The sequence below is a fragment of the Phytobacter diazotrophicus genome, from assembly GCF_052061655.1.
GTDB classification, from domain to species: Bacteria; Pseudomonadota; Gammaproteobacteria; order Enterobacterales; family Enterobacteriaceae; genus Phytobacter; species Phytobacter diazotrophicus.
On record NZ_CM125428.1, the window covers coordinates 3,113,454 to 3,129,895 of the forward strand.

General features: G+C 54.3%; 14 protein-coding genes. 9 read left to right on the forward strand and 5 right to left on the reverse strand.

The window, feature by feature from the left end; genetic code table 11:
• Positions 1-2: 2 nt before the first annotated feature.
• The 4 genes from ACS0RQ_RS15200 to ACS0RQ_RS15215 are packed head-to-tail and all read left to right on the forward strand — an operon-like array spanning position 3 to position 2,985.
• Positions 3-986 (forward strand): NAD(P)H-quinone oxidoreductase, encoded by a 984-nt coding sequence (locus ACS0RQ_RS15200; RefSeq protein WP_271849512.1) that lies wholly within the window; start codon positions 3-5, stop codon positions 984-986.
• Complete coding sequence (locus ACS0RQ_RS15205) at positions 983-1,597, forward strand: glutathione S-transferase (protein ID WP_271849511.1); 615 nt, start codon at positions 983-985, stop codon at positions 1,595-1,597. Before ACS0RQ_RS15200 ends, ACS0RQ_RS15205 begins: the two co-directional genes overlap by 4 nt.
• 12 nt (positions 1,598-1,609) lie before the next feature.
• Positions 1,610-2,059, forward strand: coding sequence for a type II 3-dehydroquinate dehydratase (locus ACS0RQ_RS15210; RefSeq protein ID WP_039079261.1), 450 nt, complete (start codon positions 1,610-1,612; stop codon positions 2,057-2,059).
• Positions 2,056-2,985 (forward strand): 2-hydroxyacid dehydrogenase, encoded by a 930-nt coding sequence (locus ACS0RQ_RS15215; RefSeq protein WP_271849510.1) that lies wholly within the window; start codon positions 2,056-2,058, stop codon positions 2,983-2,985. The genes ACS0RQ_RS15210 and ACS0RQ_RS15215 overlap by 4 nt, the downstream gene beginning before the upstream one ends.
• A 19-nt stretch (positions 2,986-3,004) precedes the next feature.
• Here the strand turns inward: ACS0RQ_RS15215 and ACS0RQ_RS15220 are convergent, their stop codons facing one another.
• Positions 3,005-3,967 carry a LysR family transcriptional regulator gene (locus ACS0RQ_RS15220; protein WP_039079263.1) on the reverse strand — a complete coding sequence of 321 codons (963 nt, stop codon included), beginning with the start codon at positions 3,965-3,967 and terminating at the stop codon, positions 3,005-3,007.
• A gap of 342 nt (positions 3,968-4,309) precedes the next feature.
• Here ACS0RQ_RS15220 and ACS0RQ_RS15225 point away from each other — a divergent pair, with 342 nt between their 5' ends.
• From ACS0RQ_RS15225 to ACS0RQ_RS15240, 4 genes are all read left to right on the forward strand, one after another.
• Positions 4,310-5,341, forward strand: a complete 1,032-nt coding sequence (locus ACS0RQ_RS15225) for an ABC transporter substrate-binding protein (protein WP_079496581.1) — start codon at positions 4,310-4,312, stop codon at positions 5,339-5,341.
• A 63-nt stretch (positions 5,342-5,404) separates the two neighbouring features.
• A complete protein-coding gene (locus tag ACS0RQ_RS15230; RefSeq protein WP_271849509.1) occupies positions 5,405-6,259 on the forward strand; it encodes an ABC transporter permease in 855 nt (284 codons plus the stop codon).
• A 1-nt stretch (position 6,260) separates the two neighbouring features.
• Positions 6,261-7,079 carry an ABC transporter permease gene (locus ACS0RQ_RS15235; RefSeq protein ID WP_271849508.1) on the forward strand — a complete coding sequence of 273 codons (819 nt, stop codon included), beginning with the start codon at positions 6,261-6,263 and terminating at the stop codon, positions 7,077-7,079.
• Positions 7,080-7,208: 129 nt separating this feature from the next.
• Entirely contained in the window at positions 7,209-8,459 is a 1,251-nt protein-coding gene (locus ACS0RQ_RS15240; protein ID WP_271849507.1) for a flavin-containing monooxygenase, read from the forward strand.
• A 222-nt stretch (positions 8,460-8,681) separates the two neighbouring features.
• Here the strand turns inward: ACS0RQ_RS15240 and ACS0RQ_RS15245 are convergent, their stop codons facing one another.
• A complete protein-coding gene (locus ACS0RQ_RS15245) occupies positions 8,682-10,733 on the reverse strand; it encodes a sensor domain-containing protein (protein ID WP_271849506.1) in 2,052 nt (683 codons plus the stop codon).
• Between the two features lie 683 nt (positions 10,734-11,416).
• On the opposite strand from ACS0RQ_RS15245, the gene ACS0RQ_RS15250 reads away from it, so the two are divergent.
• The gene (locus ACS0RQ_RS15250) at positions 11,417-12,583 is read left to right on the forward strand and encodes an iron-containing alcohol dehydrogenase (RefSeq protein WP_039079269.1); all 1,167 of its coding nucleotides are present in this window, start codon (positions 11,417-11,419) and stop codon (positions 12,581-12,583) included.
• A gap of 83 nt (positions 12,584-12,666) precedes the next feature.
• Here ACS0RQ_RS15250 and pgaD read toward each other — a convergent pair whose 3' ends face one another.
• Genes pgaD through pgaB form a run of 3 tightly spaced genes read right to left on the reverse strand, consistent with a single transcriptional unit; the run spans position 12,667 to position 16,438 of the window.
• On the reverse strand, positions 12,667-13,095 hold the full coding sequence (pgaD, locus tag ACS0RQ_RS15255; RefSeq protein ID WP_271849505.1) for a poly-beta-1,6-N-acetyl-D-glucosamine biosynthesis protein PgaD: 429 nt from the start codon (positions 13,093-13,095) through the stop codon (positions 12,667-12,669).
• Positions 13,092-14,426, reverse strand: a complete 1,335-nt coding sequence (gene pgaC, locus ACS0RQ_RS15260) for a poly-beta-1,6-N-acetyl-D-glucosamine synthase (RefSeq protein WP_193795931.1) — start codon at positions 14,424-14,426, stop codon at positions 13,092-13,094. Before pgaC ends, pgaD begins: the two co-directional genes overlap by 4 nt.
• Positions 14,423-16,438: a poly-beta-1,6-N-acetyl-D-glucosamine N-deacetylase PgaB gene (gene pgaB / locus ACS0RQ_RS15265; RefSeq protein WP_334632840.1), complete on the reverse strand. Its 2,016-nt coding sequence runs from the start codon at positions 16,436-16,438 to the stop codon at positions 14,423-14,425. The genes pgaC and pgaB overlap by 4 nt, the downstream gene beginning before the upstream one ends.
• Between the last annotated feature and the right edge of the window lie 4 nt (positions 16,439-16,442).

The window sequence follows — 16,442 nt, forward strand, 5'->3', positions numbered from 1 at the left end:
AAATGATGAATGCCATAATTGCGGGCAGACCGGGTGGCCCGGAGGTCTTAGAACAGGTGCAGCGCCCGATACCGCAACCGGGCGCAGGTGAAGTGCTGATTCGCGTTGCCAGTGCCGGGGTCAATCGCCCCGATATTCTGCAACGCAACGGCCTGCCGCTGCCGCCGGGTGTCACCGATGTGCTGGGGCTGGAGGTCTCAGGCACCGTCATCGCGCTGGGTGCGGGCGTTGACGCCCCCGCGCCAGGCACCCCGGTCATGGCCTTGCTCAACGGCGGAGGGTATGCAGAGTATTGTGTGGCGCGTGCCGAACTCTGTTTATCCGTTCCCGAAAATCTGCCTCTTCCGCAGGCGGCAGGCGTGCCGGAAGCGGCCTTTACCGTGTGGCATAACCTGTTTGAACTGGGTCGCTTACAGCCGGGGGAAACCGTGCTGATTCACGGGGCTGCCAGCGGCATAGGAACATTTGCCATTCAGTGCGCACAGGCGTGCGGCGCACGTGTGATAGCAACCGCGGGCGGCGCGGAAAAAATTGCCGCACTGCAACAACTCGGAGTATGGCGCGCCATTGACCGCCACGGCGAGGATTTCGTCGACGTCATTCTGGCGGCAACCGGGGAGCGTGGTGTGGATGTGGTGCTGGATAACGTGGGGGGCGAGTACGTGGCACGCAATCTGAGCGTGTTAGCGCCGGGTGGACGCCACGTCAGTCTCTCATTTATGCAGGGGGCAAAGATTGAGCTGGACCTGCAACAGGTGATGCGCAAAGGGCTGAGCCTCACCTCTTCCACCCTGCGCCCCAAAAGCCTGGCCGAGAAAACACGCCTGGCGCAGGGCATCAGTAAACATCTGCTGCCACTGATCGCCGCCGGGAAAATCGCGCCGCGCATTTATCAAACCCTGCCTTTAGACCAGGCCGCAGAGGCCCATCGCATTCTGGAAGCCAATGCCAACATTGGCAAAGTGCTGCTGCAGGTGGCGTCATGATGCAACTCTTTTTTGCCACCACCTCCGCCTATGTTCGCAAAGTGATGGTGTGCGCAACCGTACTGGGGCTTGCTGAGGAGATAGAACGGCTGGATTCCGCCGCGCACCCTGTGGTGCGCGACGAACGTATCGCCCTCTTTAACCCCCTGGCAAAAGTCCCGGCGCTGCGTACCGAAGACGGGCTCTGTCTCTATGACAGCCGGGTCATTTGTGAATACCTCAACGCACGTGCGCAGGGCCATTTGTACCCGGAAAACGCAGAGGCACGCTGGAAAAGTCTGGCACGCCAGGCGCTGGGCGACGGCATTATCGATGCCGCATTACTGGCGCGCTACGAGTTCACCGCGCGCCCGCCTGAAAAGCAGTGGCAGGGTTGGGCCGACGCCCAACTGAGAAAAGTCACCGCCGCGCTGGCGGAGATTGAAAACCAGGTCAGCAGTTTTCGCGCTCAACCCGACGATATCGGCCTTATTGCCATCGGCTGTGCGCTCGGTTATCTCGACTTTCGCTTTGCCGAACTCAACTGGCGTGCCAGCCACCCGCTTACCGCCGCATGGTTCGCCCTCTTCGATGCGCATCCGGCGATGACCGCTACCCATCCGCACGTTTAATCAGGAGTGTGCATGTCACAGCAGATCTACTTTCTTAATGGGCCGAACGCCAACTTATATGGCCTGGATAAAAACGGCACGTATGGCAGCGAAAGCTTTGCCAGTCTTGGCGAACGCTGCCAGCGCCGCGCCGGGACACACGGTGTGGTTTTGCATTTTCGCCAGAGCAACCACGAAGGCGTGCTGGTTGACTGGATCCAGGAGGCGCGTCAGCACGCCGCAGGGTTAATTATCAACGCCGCGGGGTTAACCTACAGTTCCGTCCCCATTCTGGATGCATTGCTGATGTTTGATGGCCCGATCATTGAAACGCACATGAGCAACATCTGGAAGCGTGAGCCATTTCGCCATCACTCCCTTGTCTCCAAAGCGGCAACCGGTGTGATTGCCGGACTGGGCGCGGTGGGCTACGAGCTGGCCATTGATGCGGTGGTCAATCTGATGGGGACACACAGCGCATGAGCACCTTAGTGTTTTACAGCGAATTCGATAGTTTCGAAGAATGGTCGGCCCTCCTTGCGCCACGTTTGCCCGGCGTGACGATTTGCCGCGCCGAAACAGTGCAAAACCCCGAGGAGGTGCACTATGCGCTGACATGGAAGCCGCCACACGGGTTCTTTGCGCCCTACCGCCATCTTAAGTTACTGGTCAATCTCGGCGCGGGGGTCGATTCACTGGTGGGGCGCGACGATCTGCCTCCGGTTCCGATTGTTCGTCTCTCCGATCCTGATATGGCGCGCATGATGGCAGGCTACGTGCTTTTTGCAGTATTGCGTTACGCGCGTGATATCCCGGCATTCGAGCGTGCACAGCGTGAACAGCGCTGGCATTACCTCCACCCGCGTAGCCCTTCTGGTATTCGCGTCGGGGTATTGGGATTGGGGGAGCTGGGCGCGTATACGGCACGGGAACTGGCACGCCAGGGGTTCGACGTGCGCGGCTGGTCGCGGACACCTAAAGCCATCGACGGTATTCACTGTCGCAGCGGACTGGCCTCGCTGAATGATTTTCTCAGCCAGAGCGACATTCTGGTGGTGATGCTGCCTCTCACGCCACAGACGGCGGGCCTGCTCAGCGCAGACCGACTCTCTCGCCTCCCCTGTGGCGCCGCGTTTATCAATGTGTCACGCGGTGCGATTGTCGATCAGGCGGCACTGACAGCGGCATTGCGCTCAGGACAGATTGCGCAGGCTACGCTGGATGTATTTGAGCGGGAGCCGCTGCCGCCGGGCGATCCGTTATGGCGCATGGACAACGTGCTCATCACGCCGCATCTGGCCTCGGTTGCCATTCCGGCCAGCGCCGCACAACAGGTGGCGGACAACATCCAGCGCGCCGCACGCGGCGAACCGGTGACCGGCCAGGTCTTCCCGGCGCGTGGCTACTAAGTTGTCGCCACGCGCGGTATCACGCCACCCGTACCACCTGCGGATCGAAGTAGCTCGGTGCCGCCATGCCGGGAATATACTGATCGGAGATAAAAATGCGGCAGCGCTCAGCAAAAGCGTTAACCACCATTGAATGCTGGGTGTGGGCTGCGGTCGCGTAACCCAGTTGCATCGGCCTGTTCGCCCCTGCCAGCCGCACACGAATCAGACGTTTGCCATCCTGGGATAAATGGGCTTTTGGCCGCACGTTGGCGATACCAAATCCCACGCCATTTGCCACCATCGAGCGCACCACTTCCATATTACTGGAGCGCATCACCACATTGGGCGTAACGCCCGCTTCGCTGAACAGCCCCAGGAAATATTCGCGGCTCCACGGCATATCCAACAAGACCATCGGCATGGTCGCCAGATCCTCAATGGTCACCGCTGAGTGCGTCGCGAACGGATGATGTTCTCCCACCATCACATAGGGCGGCAATTGGGCCAGTGCGGTGAAGTCGATATCACTGGCGGGGACTAAATCGTAAGTCAGCGCAATGTCGATATCGGCAGTGCGCAACTGTTTGAGCAACTGTTCATGGTTGCCTTCCACAAGCGTAATGCGCACGCCGGGAAAGGCGCGTCCAAAACCGAATACCAGTTCAGGCGTCAGCATCGGCGCAAGCGTATCCAGACAGCCTACCCGCAGCGGGCCGCGCACATTGTTCATGGACTCCGAGGCAATAGTATAAAGATTCATCATCTGCTCCAGAATGAGCTTTGCCTCTTTCAGAACCTGATGACCGATGGCAGTCAGCGAAACGCCCTGCGCATGATGGCGCACAAAGAGCTGTACGCCCAGTTCAGATTCGATATGGGTGATGGCAGCAGAGATCGACGGTGATGAAACGTGGATACGTTCTGAGGCGCCAATGATGCTGCCCGCCTCCCCGGAGGCGACAAAATATTCCAGCTGACGCTGGGTAATGCGACTGAGCATGCAGGTTCTCCTGAGATCGCCGACGCGATCATGTCGCGCCAGTCATTCTAATAGTGCTAATTTTTATGCAGTTATCATGCCAAATGAAAAATAACAGCATAATCCCCTGCTTTTGTTGTGCCCTTCTTCTCTTCATCCTTATCACTGGTTAAGAAAATCCGTTGCAAAGCAGCGCCTTTTTTAGCCTCAGAAATTCCGATGCAACGGCGAGGAAAAGGCTGTTTTACGCCATCCGTTCACCACGTCATTATCGCTTTCACACCAGGGAACACCGCTTGCACCGTTCTGGCGCGCCGGGTTTCAGACTGCCACAACAGCCATTTCATAGATGGGGATAAGAATATGTTGCGTAAGATTCGTGCCTTAACGTTGTTGACCACATGTGTGCTAAGCGCAGGAAATGCGATGGCCGCGGACAAACTGATTGTCAGTACCTGGGGCGGCGGCTTCAAAGATTTGATCGATGAAACCATCGCGAAAGCCTTTACTAAAGAGACCGGCGTGGAAGTGCAGTTTGTTACCGGCGGCACCATCGATCGCCTTAATAAAGCCAAACTGGCCGGCGGGTCACCGGAAACTGACGTGACCTTTACAACTGCGCACGTTGGCTATCTGTATGCCAATTCCGGCCTGTTTGAAAAACTCGATATGAGCAAAATCCCCAACGCCGCGAACCTTGTACAACAGGCCAAAGTCAGCCCCTATCACCTCGGCGTCTGGGGTTACGTTTACACCATCGGTTACCGTCCGGATTTAGTCCCCAAAGGCGAAACCTTCGAGAGCTGGAACGATCTGTGGAAACCTGAGCTCAAGGGCACGCTGGCGCTGCCTGACTGGGATCCGAGCCACATCATTGCAGTGGCCGCCAAACTCTCCGGCAGCGACGCAGCGCACTGGGAGCAAGGCCAGGCGAAGCTCAAGGCATTGATCCCGAATATCAAATCCTTCTATACCGATGATGCCAACAGTCAGCAGTTGATCTCCACTGGCGAAACACCGGTACAGGTAATGCTCTCGATGAACGCCTACAACATGATGGCCGAAGGGGTGGACGTCAAACTGGCGATGCCAAAAGAGGGGGCGATTTTGGGCGTTGATACCATCGGGATCAATAAAGGCACCCGACACAGCGAACTCGCTTATAAGTTTATCAATATTGCCTTACAGCCCGAAATACAGGAGCAGGTGGCGAAGATTTATCACGGTAGCCCAACGGTAACCAACGCCCATATCGATCCTGAACTGGCAAAACTGCCGGGCATGCTGACCACACCCGCCCAGTGGAATGCCACCATCAATACCGATCCACAACTGCGTGCGGAGAAAACCGCGCAGTGGCGTCAGTGGTTCTCTGAAAACATCATGTCTCATTGATTTGCCGGGCGACGAGTACGTCGCCCAGGTTCTGGCGGCAGCATATTACTCAGGCAGCACGTTATGACGAGAAAACCGACATTTTTACCCTGGTTCATTATTCCCGCGACGCTGACCGCCGTCGGGCTGGTTATCGCGATGTTGGCGGTGATGCAGTTCAGCGTGCGCGCTTATATCCCCGGTTCGCTCGACGTGGGCGGATTTACACTGGCAAACTTTAGCGGTCTGTTCAAAAGCGTCTATGCCGATGCGTTTATCAACACGGTTATGTTGAGCGCCAAAACCGCTTTTTTTGGCCTGTTGATGAGTTATCCGCTGGCGTTTGCCCTGGTGCGCACCCGCACAATATGGATCAAATCCACGATTCTGATTATTGCGATCACGCCGTTGTTTCTTGGCGAAGTGGTGCGCACCTATTCATGGATTATCGTCCTGGGTAACAGCGGCTTCCTCAATAGCCTGCTGCTGGCACTGGGTGTTATCTCCACCCCCATTCAGTTTATGTTTACGCAAACGGGCGTGGTTCTGGCGTTGGTGCATGTCACCATGCCGATCATGGTGCTGATGCTGGCAACCGCGCTATCGCACATCAATCCCGATTATGAGAAAGCCGCCACCAGCCTTGGCGCGGGGCCAATCCGCGCCCTGCTGACCGTAACGATCCCCCTGTCCATCCCCGGCATCGTCGCCAGCCTGACTACCGCTTTTGCCTGGACGTTTAGCGCTTTTGCCACACCGCAACTGATTGGCGGGGGACGCGTCAGCACCGTCGCCACAATGGTCTATCAATTGGGGTTCTCCTCGATGAACTTTCCGTTTGCAGCCGCGCTGAGCATCGCCGGTTTAATCTTGACCATCCTGTTGTTAATGGCGTTAAAACGCATGACTCGATTTCTGCACGCGATGGGAGAACACTGATATGACCCGTTCACTTAACGACAAACTGACAGTGCTGGCAGGCCGCCTGCTGGTCGCCGCTATTCTGGTTTTTGTCATGCTGCCGACCATCGTGGTGTTTATCTCTTCGTTCAGCAGCACCGCCGTGTTGTTTTTCCCGCCAAAAGGCTGGTCGCTGCGCTGGTTCGAGCGGGCGGTGAGTTATGACGATTTCCGCCACGGTTTTTACTCCGGGCTGATAGTCACCGCGTGGGCGTCGTCGCTGGCGGTGGTCATCGGCGCCACGCTGGCCATTGCCATTGAACGCTATTCCTTTGCGTGCAAGCAGGTGCTGGAAGGCATTCTGCTGTCACCGCTCTTTATCCCCCACTTCACCATTGGCCTGGGGCTGTTGATGCTGGTGTCGCAACTCAACCTCGGGCGCGGTTACCCACTGGTGATTTTCTGCCACATCGTCCTGGTACTGCCGTTTGTGTTGCGCAGTGTTTATGTGTCGTTAAAAAACCTGGAGCAGCGCATTGAACTGGCGGCGGCAAGTTTGGGGGGGTCGCCGCTGCGCGTGGTATGGACCATTACCGTGCCGCTGATTTTACCGGGCCTGTTTGGCGGCTGGCTGTTTGCCGCGATCCTCTCCTTTAACGAATTTACCGCATCGTTGTTTATTACGACCCAGGCAACACAGACCCTGCCGGTGGCGATGTACAACTATGTGCGTGAATTTGCCGATCCAACACTCGCCGCCCTGTCGGTCATCTATATTGCCGTCACCGCCACGATGTTAATTATCGCCAATAGGTTTTTAGGTCTGGGGAAAATATTAAATGTTGAAGCCAGACATTAATAAACCATGAATAAATACACGCGGGCTATTGCGCCACGCTGCATTTAAAAAGCCTGATTATCATTCATACCGCCCCGATGCCGCGTAGCGATAAAAATATCGAGGGTCGCTTATATTTAGGGATTCACTATGCCAACAGAAAAAATAAATACTGTGATTGTCGGTGCAGGTCAGGCCGGTATTGCCATGAGCGAGCATCTGACACTGATGGGCGTGCCCCATGTCGTGCTGGAGCGCAGCCGTATTGCTGAGCGCTGGCGCTCTGAACGCTGGGATTCGCTGGTGGCGAACGGGCCTGCGTGGCACGACCGCTTTCCGTCGCTACAATTCGACAATATCTCCCAGGAAGCTTTCCCACCCAAAGAGCGCATGGCACAGTATTTTGAAGACTATGCGCGGATGATTAATGCCCCGGTGCGCACGGGCGTTGACGTGCATCAGGTTACTCGCCTGGCAGGACGCAGCGGATTCAACGTAGTGACCTCTGCCGGAGAATTTGAAGCCGCCAATGTGGTCGCCGCCACCGGCCCGTTTCAAAAACCGTCGTTTCCGCAGATCGTCCCGCAAAGCGCCGGGGTGCATCAGATCCACTCCTCGGTCTATAAAAATCCGCAGCAACTGCCCGCAGGCGGCGTACTGGTTGTTGGAGCAGGCGCGTCCGGTACGCAAATTGCCGAAGAGCTGCGCCAGTCGGGGCGTGACGTTTATCTGTCGGTGGGTGAACATTATCGTCCACCGCGCACTTACCGCGACCGTGATTACTGCTGGTGGCTGGGCGCGCTGGGTCTGTGGGATGAGGTGAAAATAAAGCCGAAGAAAGAGCATGTTGCCTTTGCCGTGAGCGGTTATGAAGGGGGCAAAACCGTCGATTTCCGACGCCTGGCGCATACCGGTATTACTCTTGTTGGCATCACCCAAAGCTGGGATAACGGTGTACTGCGCTTTGCCGAGGGTCTGGCGGAGAATATCGCCGCGGGCGATAACGCCTATTTTGATGTACTGCGCGATGCGGACGCTTATATCGAACGCAACGGACTGGATCTGCCACCGGAGCCGCAGGCGTGGGCGTTACTGCCGGACCCGGAATGCCTGCTCAACCCGCTGGCGCAATTAGATATTGCCGCTGCCGGTATTACCACCATTATCTGGGCGACGGGATTTAAATTTGATTTCGGCTGGCTACAGGTGGATGCCTTCGATGAAAAAGGTCTGCCGTTCCATAAACGCGGTATTTCAGCAGAACGTGGCATTTATTTCCTTGGCCTGCCGAATCTGGTCAACCGTGCCTCTTCGTTTATTTACGGCGTATGGCATGACGCAAAATATATTGCCGATCATATTGTTTTGCAGAACGCCTACAGCGACTACGTTAAATCATAATGCTCAGGGTATCGCGGCCGTTTATCAGCCGTGACACATAGACTTTTGCGACAGAAAAGCATGGAACATAAGGTGAACGGAACCCACCTCCCGAGCCGCATTTTCCCCCCTCACCCAGGCCCTCTCCCTCAGGGAGAGGGGACCGTTCGTGCTCGCATTTTTGTGGAGATTCCTCACATTGCGGGGGGTGAGCGTAATGCGGCCCCTTTTGAAACAGAAGCGTTATCGGACATACGATGACACCAGGAGTTTTTCGATCTCATTGGCGGACAAGGGTTTCGAACACAGATACCCCTGCATAGCGTCGCACCCCAGTTCCATCAGCAATTTTTTCTGCTCCTCTGTTTCAACACCTTCCGCAATCACGCCAAGTCCCAGACTGTGCGCCATCGCAATAATGGCCGTACAGAGCTCAAAGCCCACGCCTTTTAAATCTTCCACGAAGGAGCGGTCAATTTTGAGAAAATCAATATTAAATTTTCTCAGATAGGCCAGCGATGAATAGCCGGTGCCGAAATCATCAATGGCAATCTGAATACCGATCTGATGCATCATTTTTAAATTATGGTTGACGCGTGTTTCTGAATTAAGCAGCAACCCTTCGGTGATTTCAATGGTGACAGCATCCCCACTGAGTTTGTGGTTCTGTAGATCCCGAATCCAGGGGATTTCTTCAAATTCCTGGCTGCGTAACTGTATCGGTGACAGATTGATGGCCATTTTGAGTTGAGGATCATATTTTTGCCGCCAGTAAGCCAGTTGTGTGATGGCCTGGTTTGCGATCCAGTTGCCCATGGGGACGATAAGACCGGTATCCTCAGCCAGCGGGATAAAGACATCCGGGCTAATAATCCCCTGTACCGGGTGGAGCCAGCGAACCAGTGCTTCCATTCGGGTAATCTGCCCCGTGGTGAGCGAGACAATCGGCTGGTAATAGACCACAAACTGGTTCTCTTCGAGCGCCTTTCTTAAATTTCTCATCATTCGCAGACGCGCATGAATCGCATCATGCAGGGCACGTGAGTAGTAGCGAAAATTTTTACGACCCGCATTTTTAACCGCATACATCGCCTGGTCGGCGTTCTTGAATAAATCTTCGAGGTTTTCTGTATCAGTGGGATAAAGAGAAATGCCAATACTGGCCGAGACAAACATAGACTCGCCGTTAATTGTAAAAGGCATCTCCAGTTTCCTGAGAATATTGCGGGCGATATCCGTGCATTCGGACGGATCGTTAATATCCGAGATAATAATGGCAAACTCATCGCCACCCAGGCGCGCGATACATTCGGCGTTACTGGCACATTCAAGTAAACGCATTCCGACGCGGCCTAATAATTCATCTCCCGCCCTGTGCCCCATGCTGTCATTTACCGATTTAAATTGATCGAGGTCGATGAGCATCAGCGCCATGATACGGTGGGTGCGCGAGGCGTGGCGGGCAGCCTGTTCAAGTTTACTTTGAAACAAATGACGATTGGGTAAACCGGTAACCGCATCATAATTCGCTTGTTGCCAGATGAGTTCTTCCTGTTTTTTACGTAGGGTAATGTCGGAAAACATACCAACGTAATTAATTACATTACCCGCAGGATCTTTTATCACCGAAATGCTCAGCTCTTTGAGAAATTCAGTGCCATCTTTATGCCGGTCCCATACCTCGCCCATCCACTGTCCGCTGTCGTTTAATGCCTGCCACATCTCGGTATAAAAAGAACGTGGATGGCGGCCCGATTTAAATTCTCGAGGATTGTGCCCCTTCACCTCCTCCAAAGACCACCCCGTCAGGATGGTGAAAGCAGGGTTAATACTAATAATATTATTTTCGCAGTCGGTCACGACAATGGCTTCCTGGCTCGCCTCAAACACGGCAGCCGCAATTTTCATTTGCTCCTGCGCTTTTTTACGTTCGGTGATGTTCTGAACGTAGACCAGCCTGGCCGGCAGTCCCTGGGCAGGATAAAATGTCACGGATTCCGAAAAGACCGTCATCTGCGATCCATCATGATGCAGAACAGGCCACTCTCCGCCAAGGCGGGTGCCTTCTTTGATAAATTGATGATGACGTTCCAGAACAGCCTGTTTATCTGCGGCAGGGAAAATCATGGTGAAGGAGTGATTCAGCATCTCACTTTGGGTGTAGCCATAGATATCGCAATAAGCCGGATTAACAGTGAGATAAAGCCCGTCATAATCAATTACCGCTATTCCGACGGGACATTTGTCGAGGATTGCCTGAAATAAGCCACTTTCATCCCAGTGAGTTTTATTCATATTGCCCCCGCCACGATCAATAAAAACGGTGAATTTCCCTCAGCGCGCAATCACCGTTTCACCTCCATGCCATATAAGCAAGCTCAATATGGTCATCGGTAACGAACAGGCTTATTACGCAAAAAAATAACAGAATCGATTTATCTCGTTCAATGTATACATCATGTATTCTTTAGCGTTGTTTGAAAATGTCTTTCCTCTTTAAGAGCGCTCATTTGCATTAATTAGCGCCTTTCACTACTTAGCGATAAAAACATACGTCTTAACGCTGGCTTAAACGCGACCAGGCGCACTTTATGCAGATCACGAAAGAGCCTCTCAGCAGCTTAAAGCAGGCAGCCAGTTGGATAATTCCAACCCTTACATCACCACGCCTGTCGCCCGGTCGCCCCGGTTAATGGCCATTTTCACCCCGTTCTTTTACAACAATTTAATAACATAAAGTGATAATTAGAAACCCCCTCTGTAAATAAATTTGATGCTTATTGTTAAAAAACCTTGTGTTTTGTGAGGTTGTTCACTGTTCCCTGTCAGCTTTTCCTTAACATTGCCTGCGCATGTTCAGTCAGCGCTTTTATTCGCATCAGCAGAGTATCGTTATTCTGCGGCAGGAATACGTTGCCAGGAGCTTAAAAGCAGTCATGGACACTCTAACAATCACATTTATGAACAGGGGATGATCAATGTCGACATATTATTTTCTACCAACACGCAATGTATTTGGTGAAGGTAGTGTTCAGGAAGCCGGTACGTTGGCAAAAACGCTAAATGTGAAAAAAATCCTTATTGTCACGGACGCATTTCTGGCAAAAAGCGGCATGGCTGATAATGTTGCGAAGATTTATCAAGAAGCCGGTATCGATGTACATATTTTTGGCGGCGCAGAGCCAAACCCCACGGACAAAAACGTCGCGGCAGGCATCGAATGTTATCGTGAACATGGCTGTAACGGGATTGTTTCACTCGGTGGCGGCTCCTCCCATGACTGTGCCAAAGGTATTGGCCTGGTTGCGGCAAACGGCGGGAATATTCGCGATTACGAAGGGGTGGATAAATCCAGCAACGATATGATCCCGCTGATGGCGATTAATACCACCGCAGGCACTGCCTCTGAAATTACCCGCTTCTGTATTATTACGGATACGGAACGCAAGGTGAAAATGGCGATCGTCGACTGGCGCGTCACGCCGCAAATTTCCATCAACGACCCGGAATTAATGGTCGGCATGCCCCCCTCCCTTACCGCTGCAACCGGTATGGATGCGCTGACGCACGCTATCGAAGCCTACGTGTCGACAATGGCGAATCCGTTAACCGATGCCGCCGCATTGCAAGCCATTAAAATGATCACGCAATACCTGCCCAAAGCGGTAGCCAACGGTGAATATATGAAGGCAAGGGACAATATGGCCTATGCCCAGTACCTCGCCGGGATTGCGTTTAACAACGCGTCACTGGGTTATGTTCATGCGATGGCGCACCAGTTAGGCGGCTTCTATAACCTTCCTCACGGCGTGTGTAACGCGATTCTTCTGCCCTATGTTGAATCATTTAACCTTATCGGCAACCTTAATCGCTTCCGTGATATCGCCGAAGCCATGGGTGAGAAAGTCGCCGGTCTGTCGACCGATGAAGCCGCCGTGAGGGCGATTGCCGCCATTCGTCGTCTGAGCAAACAGGTCGGTATCCCTGCCGATCTGAAAAGCCTGGGGGTTAAACCGGAAGACTTCGCCATTATGGCGGAGAACGCCAAAAAAGATGTTTGCCAGTTAACCAACCCAAGAAAAGCGACGAAAGAGCAGGTCATCGAGCTTTATCGTCAGGCTTACGAAGGCGAAGGCGCGCTCTGACATAGCGGTATTTTGCGTATAACGGCCCAGGCCACTGAGAAAGATCCACGCCCGGCGTGGATCTTTCTCCCGACAAGACTGCCCTAGTTTCCTGCCAGCATTTTTGCCATCCACACACGGTCAATTGCACCGGTGTCATAATGGGCAAGGGTAAATACCTGGGCCCGACTCATCGCCTGCGCGAGTTCAGGTGTGATATTAAAGCTTGCCGCCACTTCATGCTCTTCAAGGCCGGGGCGACGCCGACGACGCTCAACGCGAAAACGTAGCTGGTTATATTTAGCCCAGCCGATAAGTGTCAGACTGATCATACAGGCCACCAGCAGATAGACGCTCAGGGTGCTGAGCGTGGTATAAAACGGCCGGACGCCCATAAAGGGATCGTGTTTTATCGCCACCACCAACCCGCTATAGATCAGCCAGCAAAATCCCAGCCAGGCAATAAGCGTTAAAAACACATCAAGCATGCGCGGAAACAGACGCTGTTCAGTAAAAATTAACGGTTCGATCATGGTTCAATTCTCCCGATACCGCGGTCGGGGCTGACCCAACGCGCTCTGCTGCGTTTGCGCCGCAGCATCACTTTCGGGAAAGCCACCAGGGTTGTGAACAGGCTCAACATCCAGTACACCACCGGAAACCAGATAACCCAGAACAACGACGCCGCAATGCCTTTTTCATAGCGCCGTTCAATAAACAGGCTGACCGCGAATTGCAGCAGGCAGACGACGCCAAGCATCAGGCCAGTAAATGCGGGTGGAAAGAGATGCTGAACATGCAGTGAATCAGGCAGAGGGACGACAAGCCCGATGAGAAACAGCACAATCGTCATCGCATAGGCAAATGCCCACACGCTGGACATACAAAACTCAATAAACAACGGCCACATGCGTCGATATTCCCAGCCCCACAGGCGACGCATATTGACAATAAAGACTTCGGCACCGCCCTGTGCCCAGCGCAGACGCTGCTTCCAGAGCCCTTTTAACGTCTCAGGCATCAGGATCCAACACAGCGCACGGGGTTCAAAAAAGATGGACCAGTGGCGCAGTTGCAACTTCCAACTGATATCAATGTCTTCGGTGATCATATCCGGGCTCCAGTAGCCCACCTCTGCCAGCGCACGACGGCGAAACGCGGCAATGACACCGGAAACAGTAAAAACCTGCCCATAGACACGTTGGGTTCGCTTGATTAAGCCGATGATTGATGAGAACTCACCGACCTGCACCCGCCCGATAAGTGTTGATCGCGTGCGAATACGCGGGTTACCGGTCACCGCGCCCACGCGCGGATGATTTAACAGTGGCGCGACCATGTATGCCGCCGCATCTTTATCCAGCAAGGCGTCGCCATCAATGCAGACCAGAAAATCACTGCGCGCCGCGGCGGCTCCGGCCGCAAGCGCTACCGCTTTGCCCTGGTTTTCCGCCAGGTGGATGACCCGCAGCCGCGAATACTCTTCGGCCAATTGATCCAGCACGGCGCCCGTGTTGTCTTTCGAACCATCGTTAATGGCGATGACTTCGATATTGTCGTAGCGCTGGGCCAGGGCGGCTTCGATGGTTTCCCGCGCATTCAGCCCTTCGTTAAAGCACGGTATAAGAATGGAAATCAGCGGATTTCCCGCAAGCGTTGGCGCAGGTGTCCCTTCTCCCCATGGCCAGTAACGCTCACGATGAAACCAGAAATAGAGGCCACCGCTCATCCAAAGCGCAGACATAAACAGCGGCCAGAAAAAGACGAAATCCAGAATCACTTCACCCGTAAAGACCACCGCCACACCGAGCGGAAAACTGAACATCAGGCAAAGGATCAGGAATGCGATGATGCGATCGGTCATTTTTGTGGATACCAGTATGATGAGAAAGCGGGGCGTATCTCCGCCATCCGGGGTTGATCGTTGATGAAGTCATCCGGGTAATAGCCGTAGTTTTTGGCGCCGCTCAACCGAAGTTGTTGCATCCACCCGATAAGCATTTCATCACTGATGCCGTCCTGCCCTGCCCCTTTGCGCCAGTTACGCGCCTGCAACTCAAAGACCGTTTTCTCCATTGCGCCAGGGTAACGGGCCACGCGCCCGACCAGCCTGTCCAGCCAGTCGTTCGCGTCTTTCGGCGAAATATCTTCCATCAACGGCATCGCCATCGGTGCCGTCCAGTCATAGGTGCCAAGGAAATCATTCAAATTTTGGGCAAACCAGGTTTCGCTCTTTGGCTCCAGCACCGGCATCGCGTAGATATTGCGCGCCGTTTTCACCTGCGGGCCGCGTATGGATCGAACGGTTTGCGTGAGTTGTTCGGTGAAATCAATCAGCGCCCGGCTTTTAAAGCGCGTCCAGCGCTCAAGTAGCAGGGGATTGGCGCGAATTTGCGCAATGTCGTGAGGAAAACCGGCGGCGCGATACGCGTCCAGCGCTGCCGGAGAGGCATCTTCATAGTCCGTCAGAAACGCATCATCGTGGAACAAAATGCCCTGAAAGCTGGCATGGCGAGCCAAATCTTCATAGATATCGTTGATACGCTTACGGGCCACAGGGCTCCAGGGTGAAAGGCGCCCATAGTGCCTGCTGTCAGGCGCTGTACGCCCGGCGCCCGGCGACCATGCCATCACGCGTGGAACAGAGGCATCAAGGTTGAAAGCCAACACCGGCATCCAGGCATAGACACTCACTGCCGCGCGGGTCTGGAGTTGCCATGCAACAAAGTTGAATAAATCGGCGCGCATCGGTAGCCAGCGGTTCGGGAAATAGAGCGCCTGCACATTGCCATCCCCTTTCGGGTCGGCATAGGCCTGCAAAAATACGTGCGTGATGTGCATATCAAAAACACGCTGAATGAGCGCATCGATATTTTTACGCTGCTGCGCGGGGTTTTTGTCATACACATAGTCCAGGTCGATGTGCATAACCCGCATAGACTCAGGCTCTCTGACCTGCGCGACCTGATCGGCAAACTCACGAAGCGACGGATTACCGGTGATAAGCATCCGGGGAATGTTGTCCAGATTTGCCGCATTGGCCAGTCCCTGATTGAGGGTAAAAGCCATCTGATAACCCTGCTGCTTCGCCAGCCTCAACGTGGTGCCACTCGCCGCGCCATACGGCCAGACCCACGCGCGCGGTGAATGTCCGGTCACCTCGGTAATTTTCCGGCTGATATGCATAAGATCAGCGGTCATTCGTTGCTCAAACTGGCTATCGGTTTCGTACTGCCCCGTGGCGTCATTGAATCCGCGATTTGCCGCGGCAGGCTCGCGACTGCCCTGCGGATTTGCTTGTTGCCCATAGTGCGAAGCCCAGGTGTGCGCGCCAATCTCCACCAGCGATGACTGGCTGGCTTCCCGTACCATCTGCCAGGTCGCAAATTTATCGCGTGGCGTCTTTAGCCCGCCAAAATCAATCGGAACATTGGCTGGCGCATCTACCCAAATACCGACAGGTGCCCATAAGGCATGCCATTGATAGGATTTGAGCAGCGGTAAGACGCGCGTGATAAAACTGCTGTAACCGTCATCAAAGGTCAGCAGTACTGCTTTCGGCGGCAGGACACTCTTGCCGGCGTGAGCATCGAGCACCTGCTGCACGCTTATCGGGTGGTAGCCATTAACATGCAGCCAGGCAAACTGATCGTTAAGCGCACTGGTGCGCACGGAAAGATAGCGCTGATCCGCCGCGTTATCCTCCACGTCGTGGTACGCCAGCACCAGAAAGCTGTTTTTTGGCCAGGGCTGTTCCGCGTAGAGTGGCGCCCGCGCGGAGGGCGAAAGGTAGCGTGGCGCTGGCGCGCTTGCACACACGTTTGCCAGTATCCACCCTGCGATCACAATGACGATGTGTAGCCAGTGTTTAAACATGCGT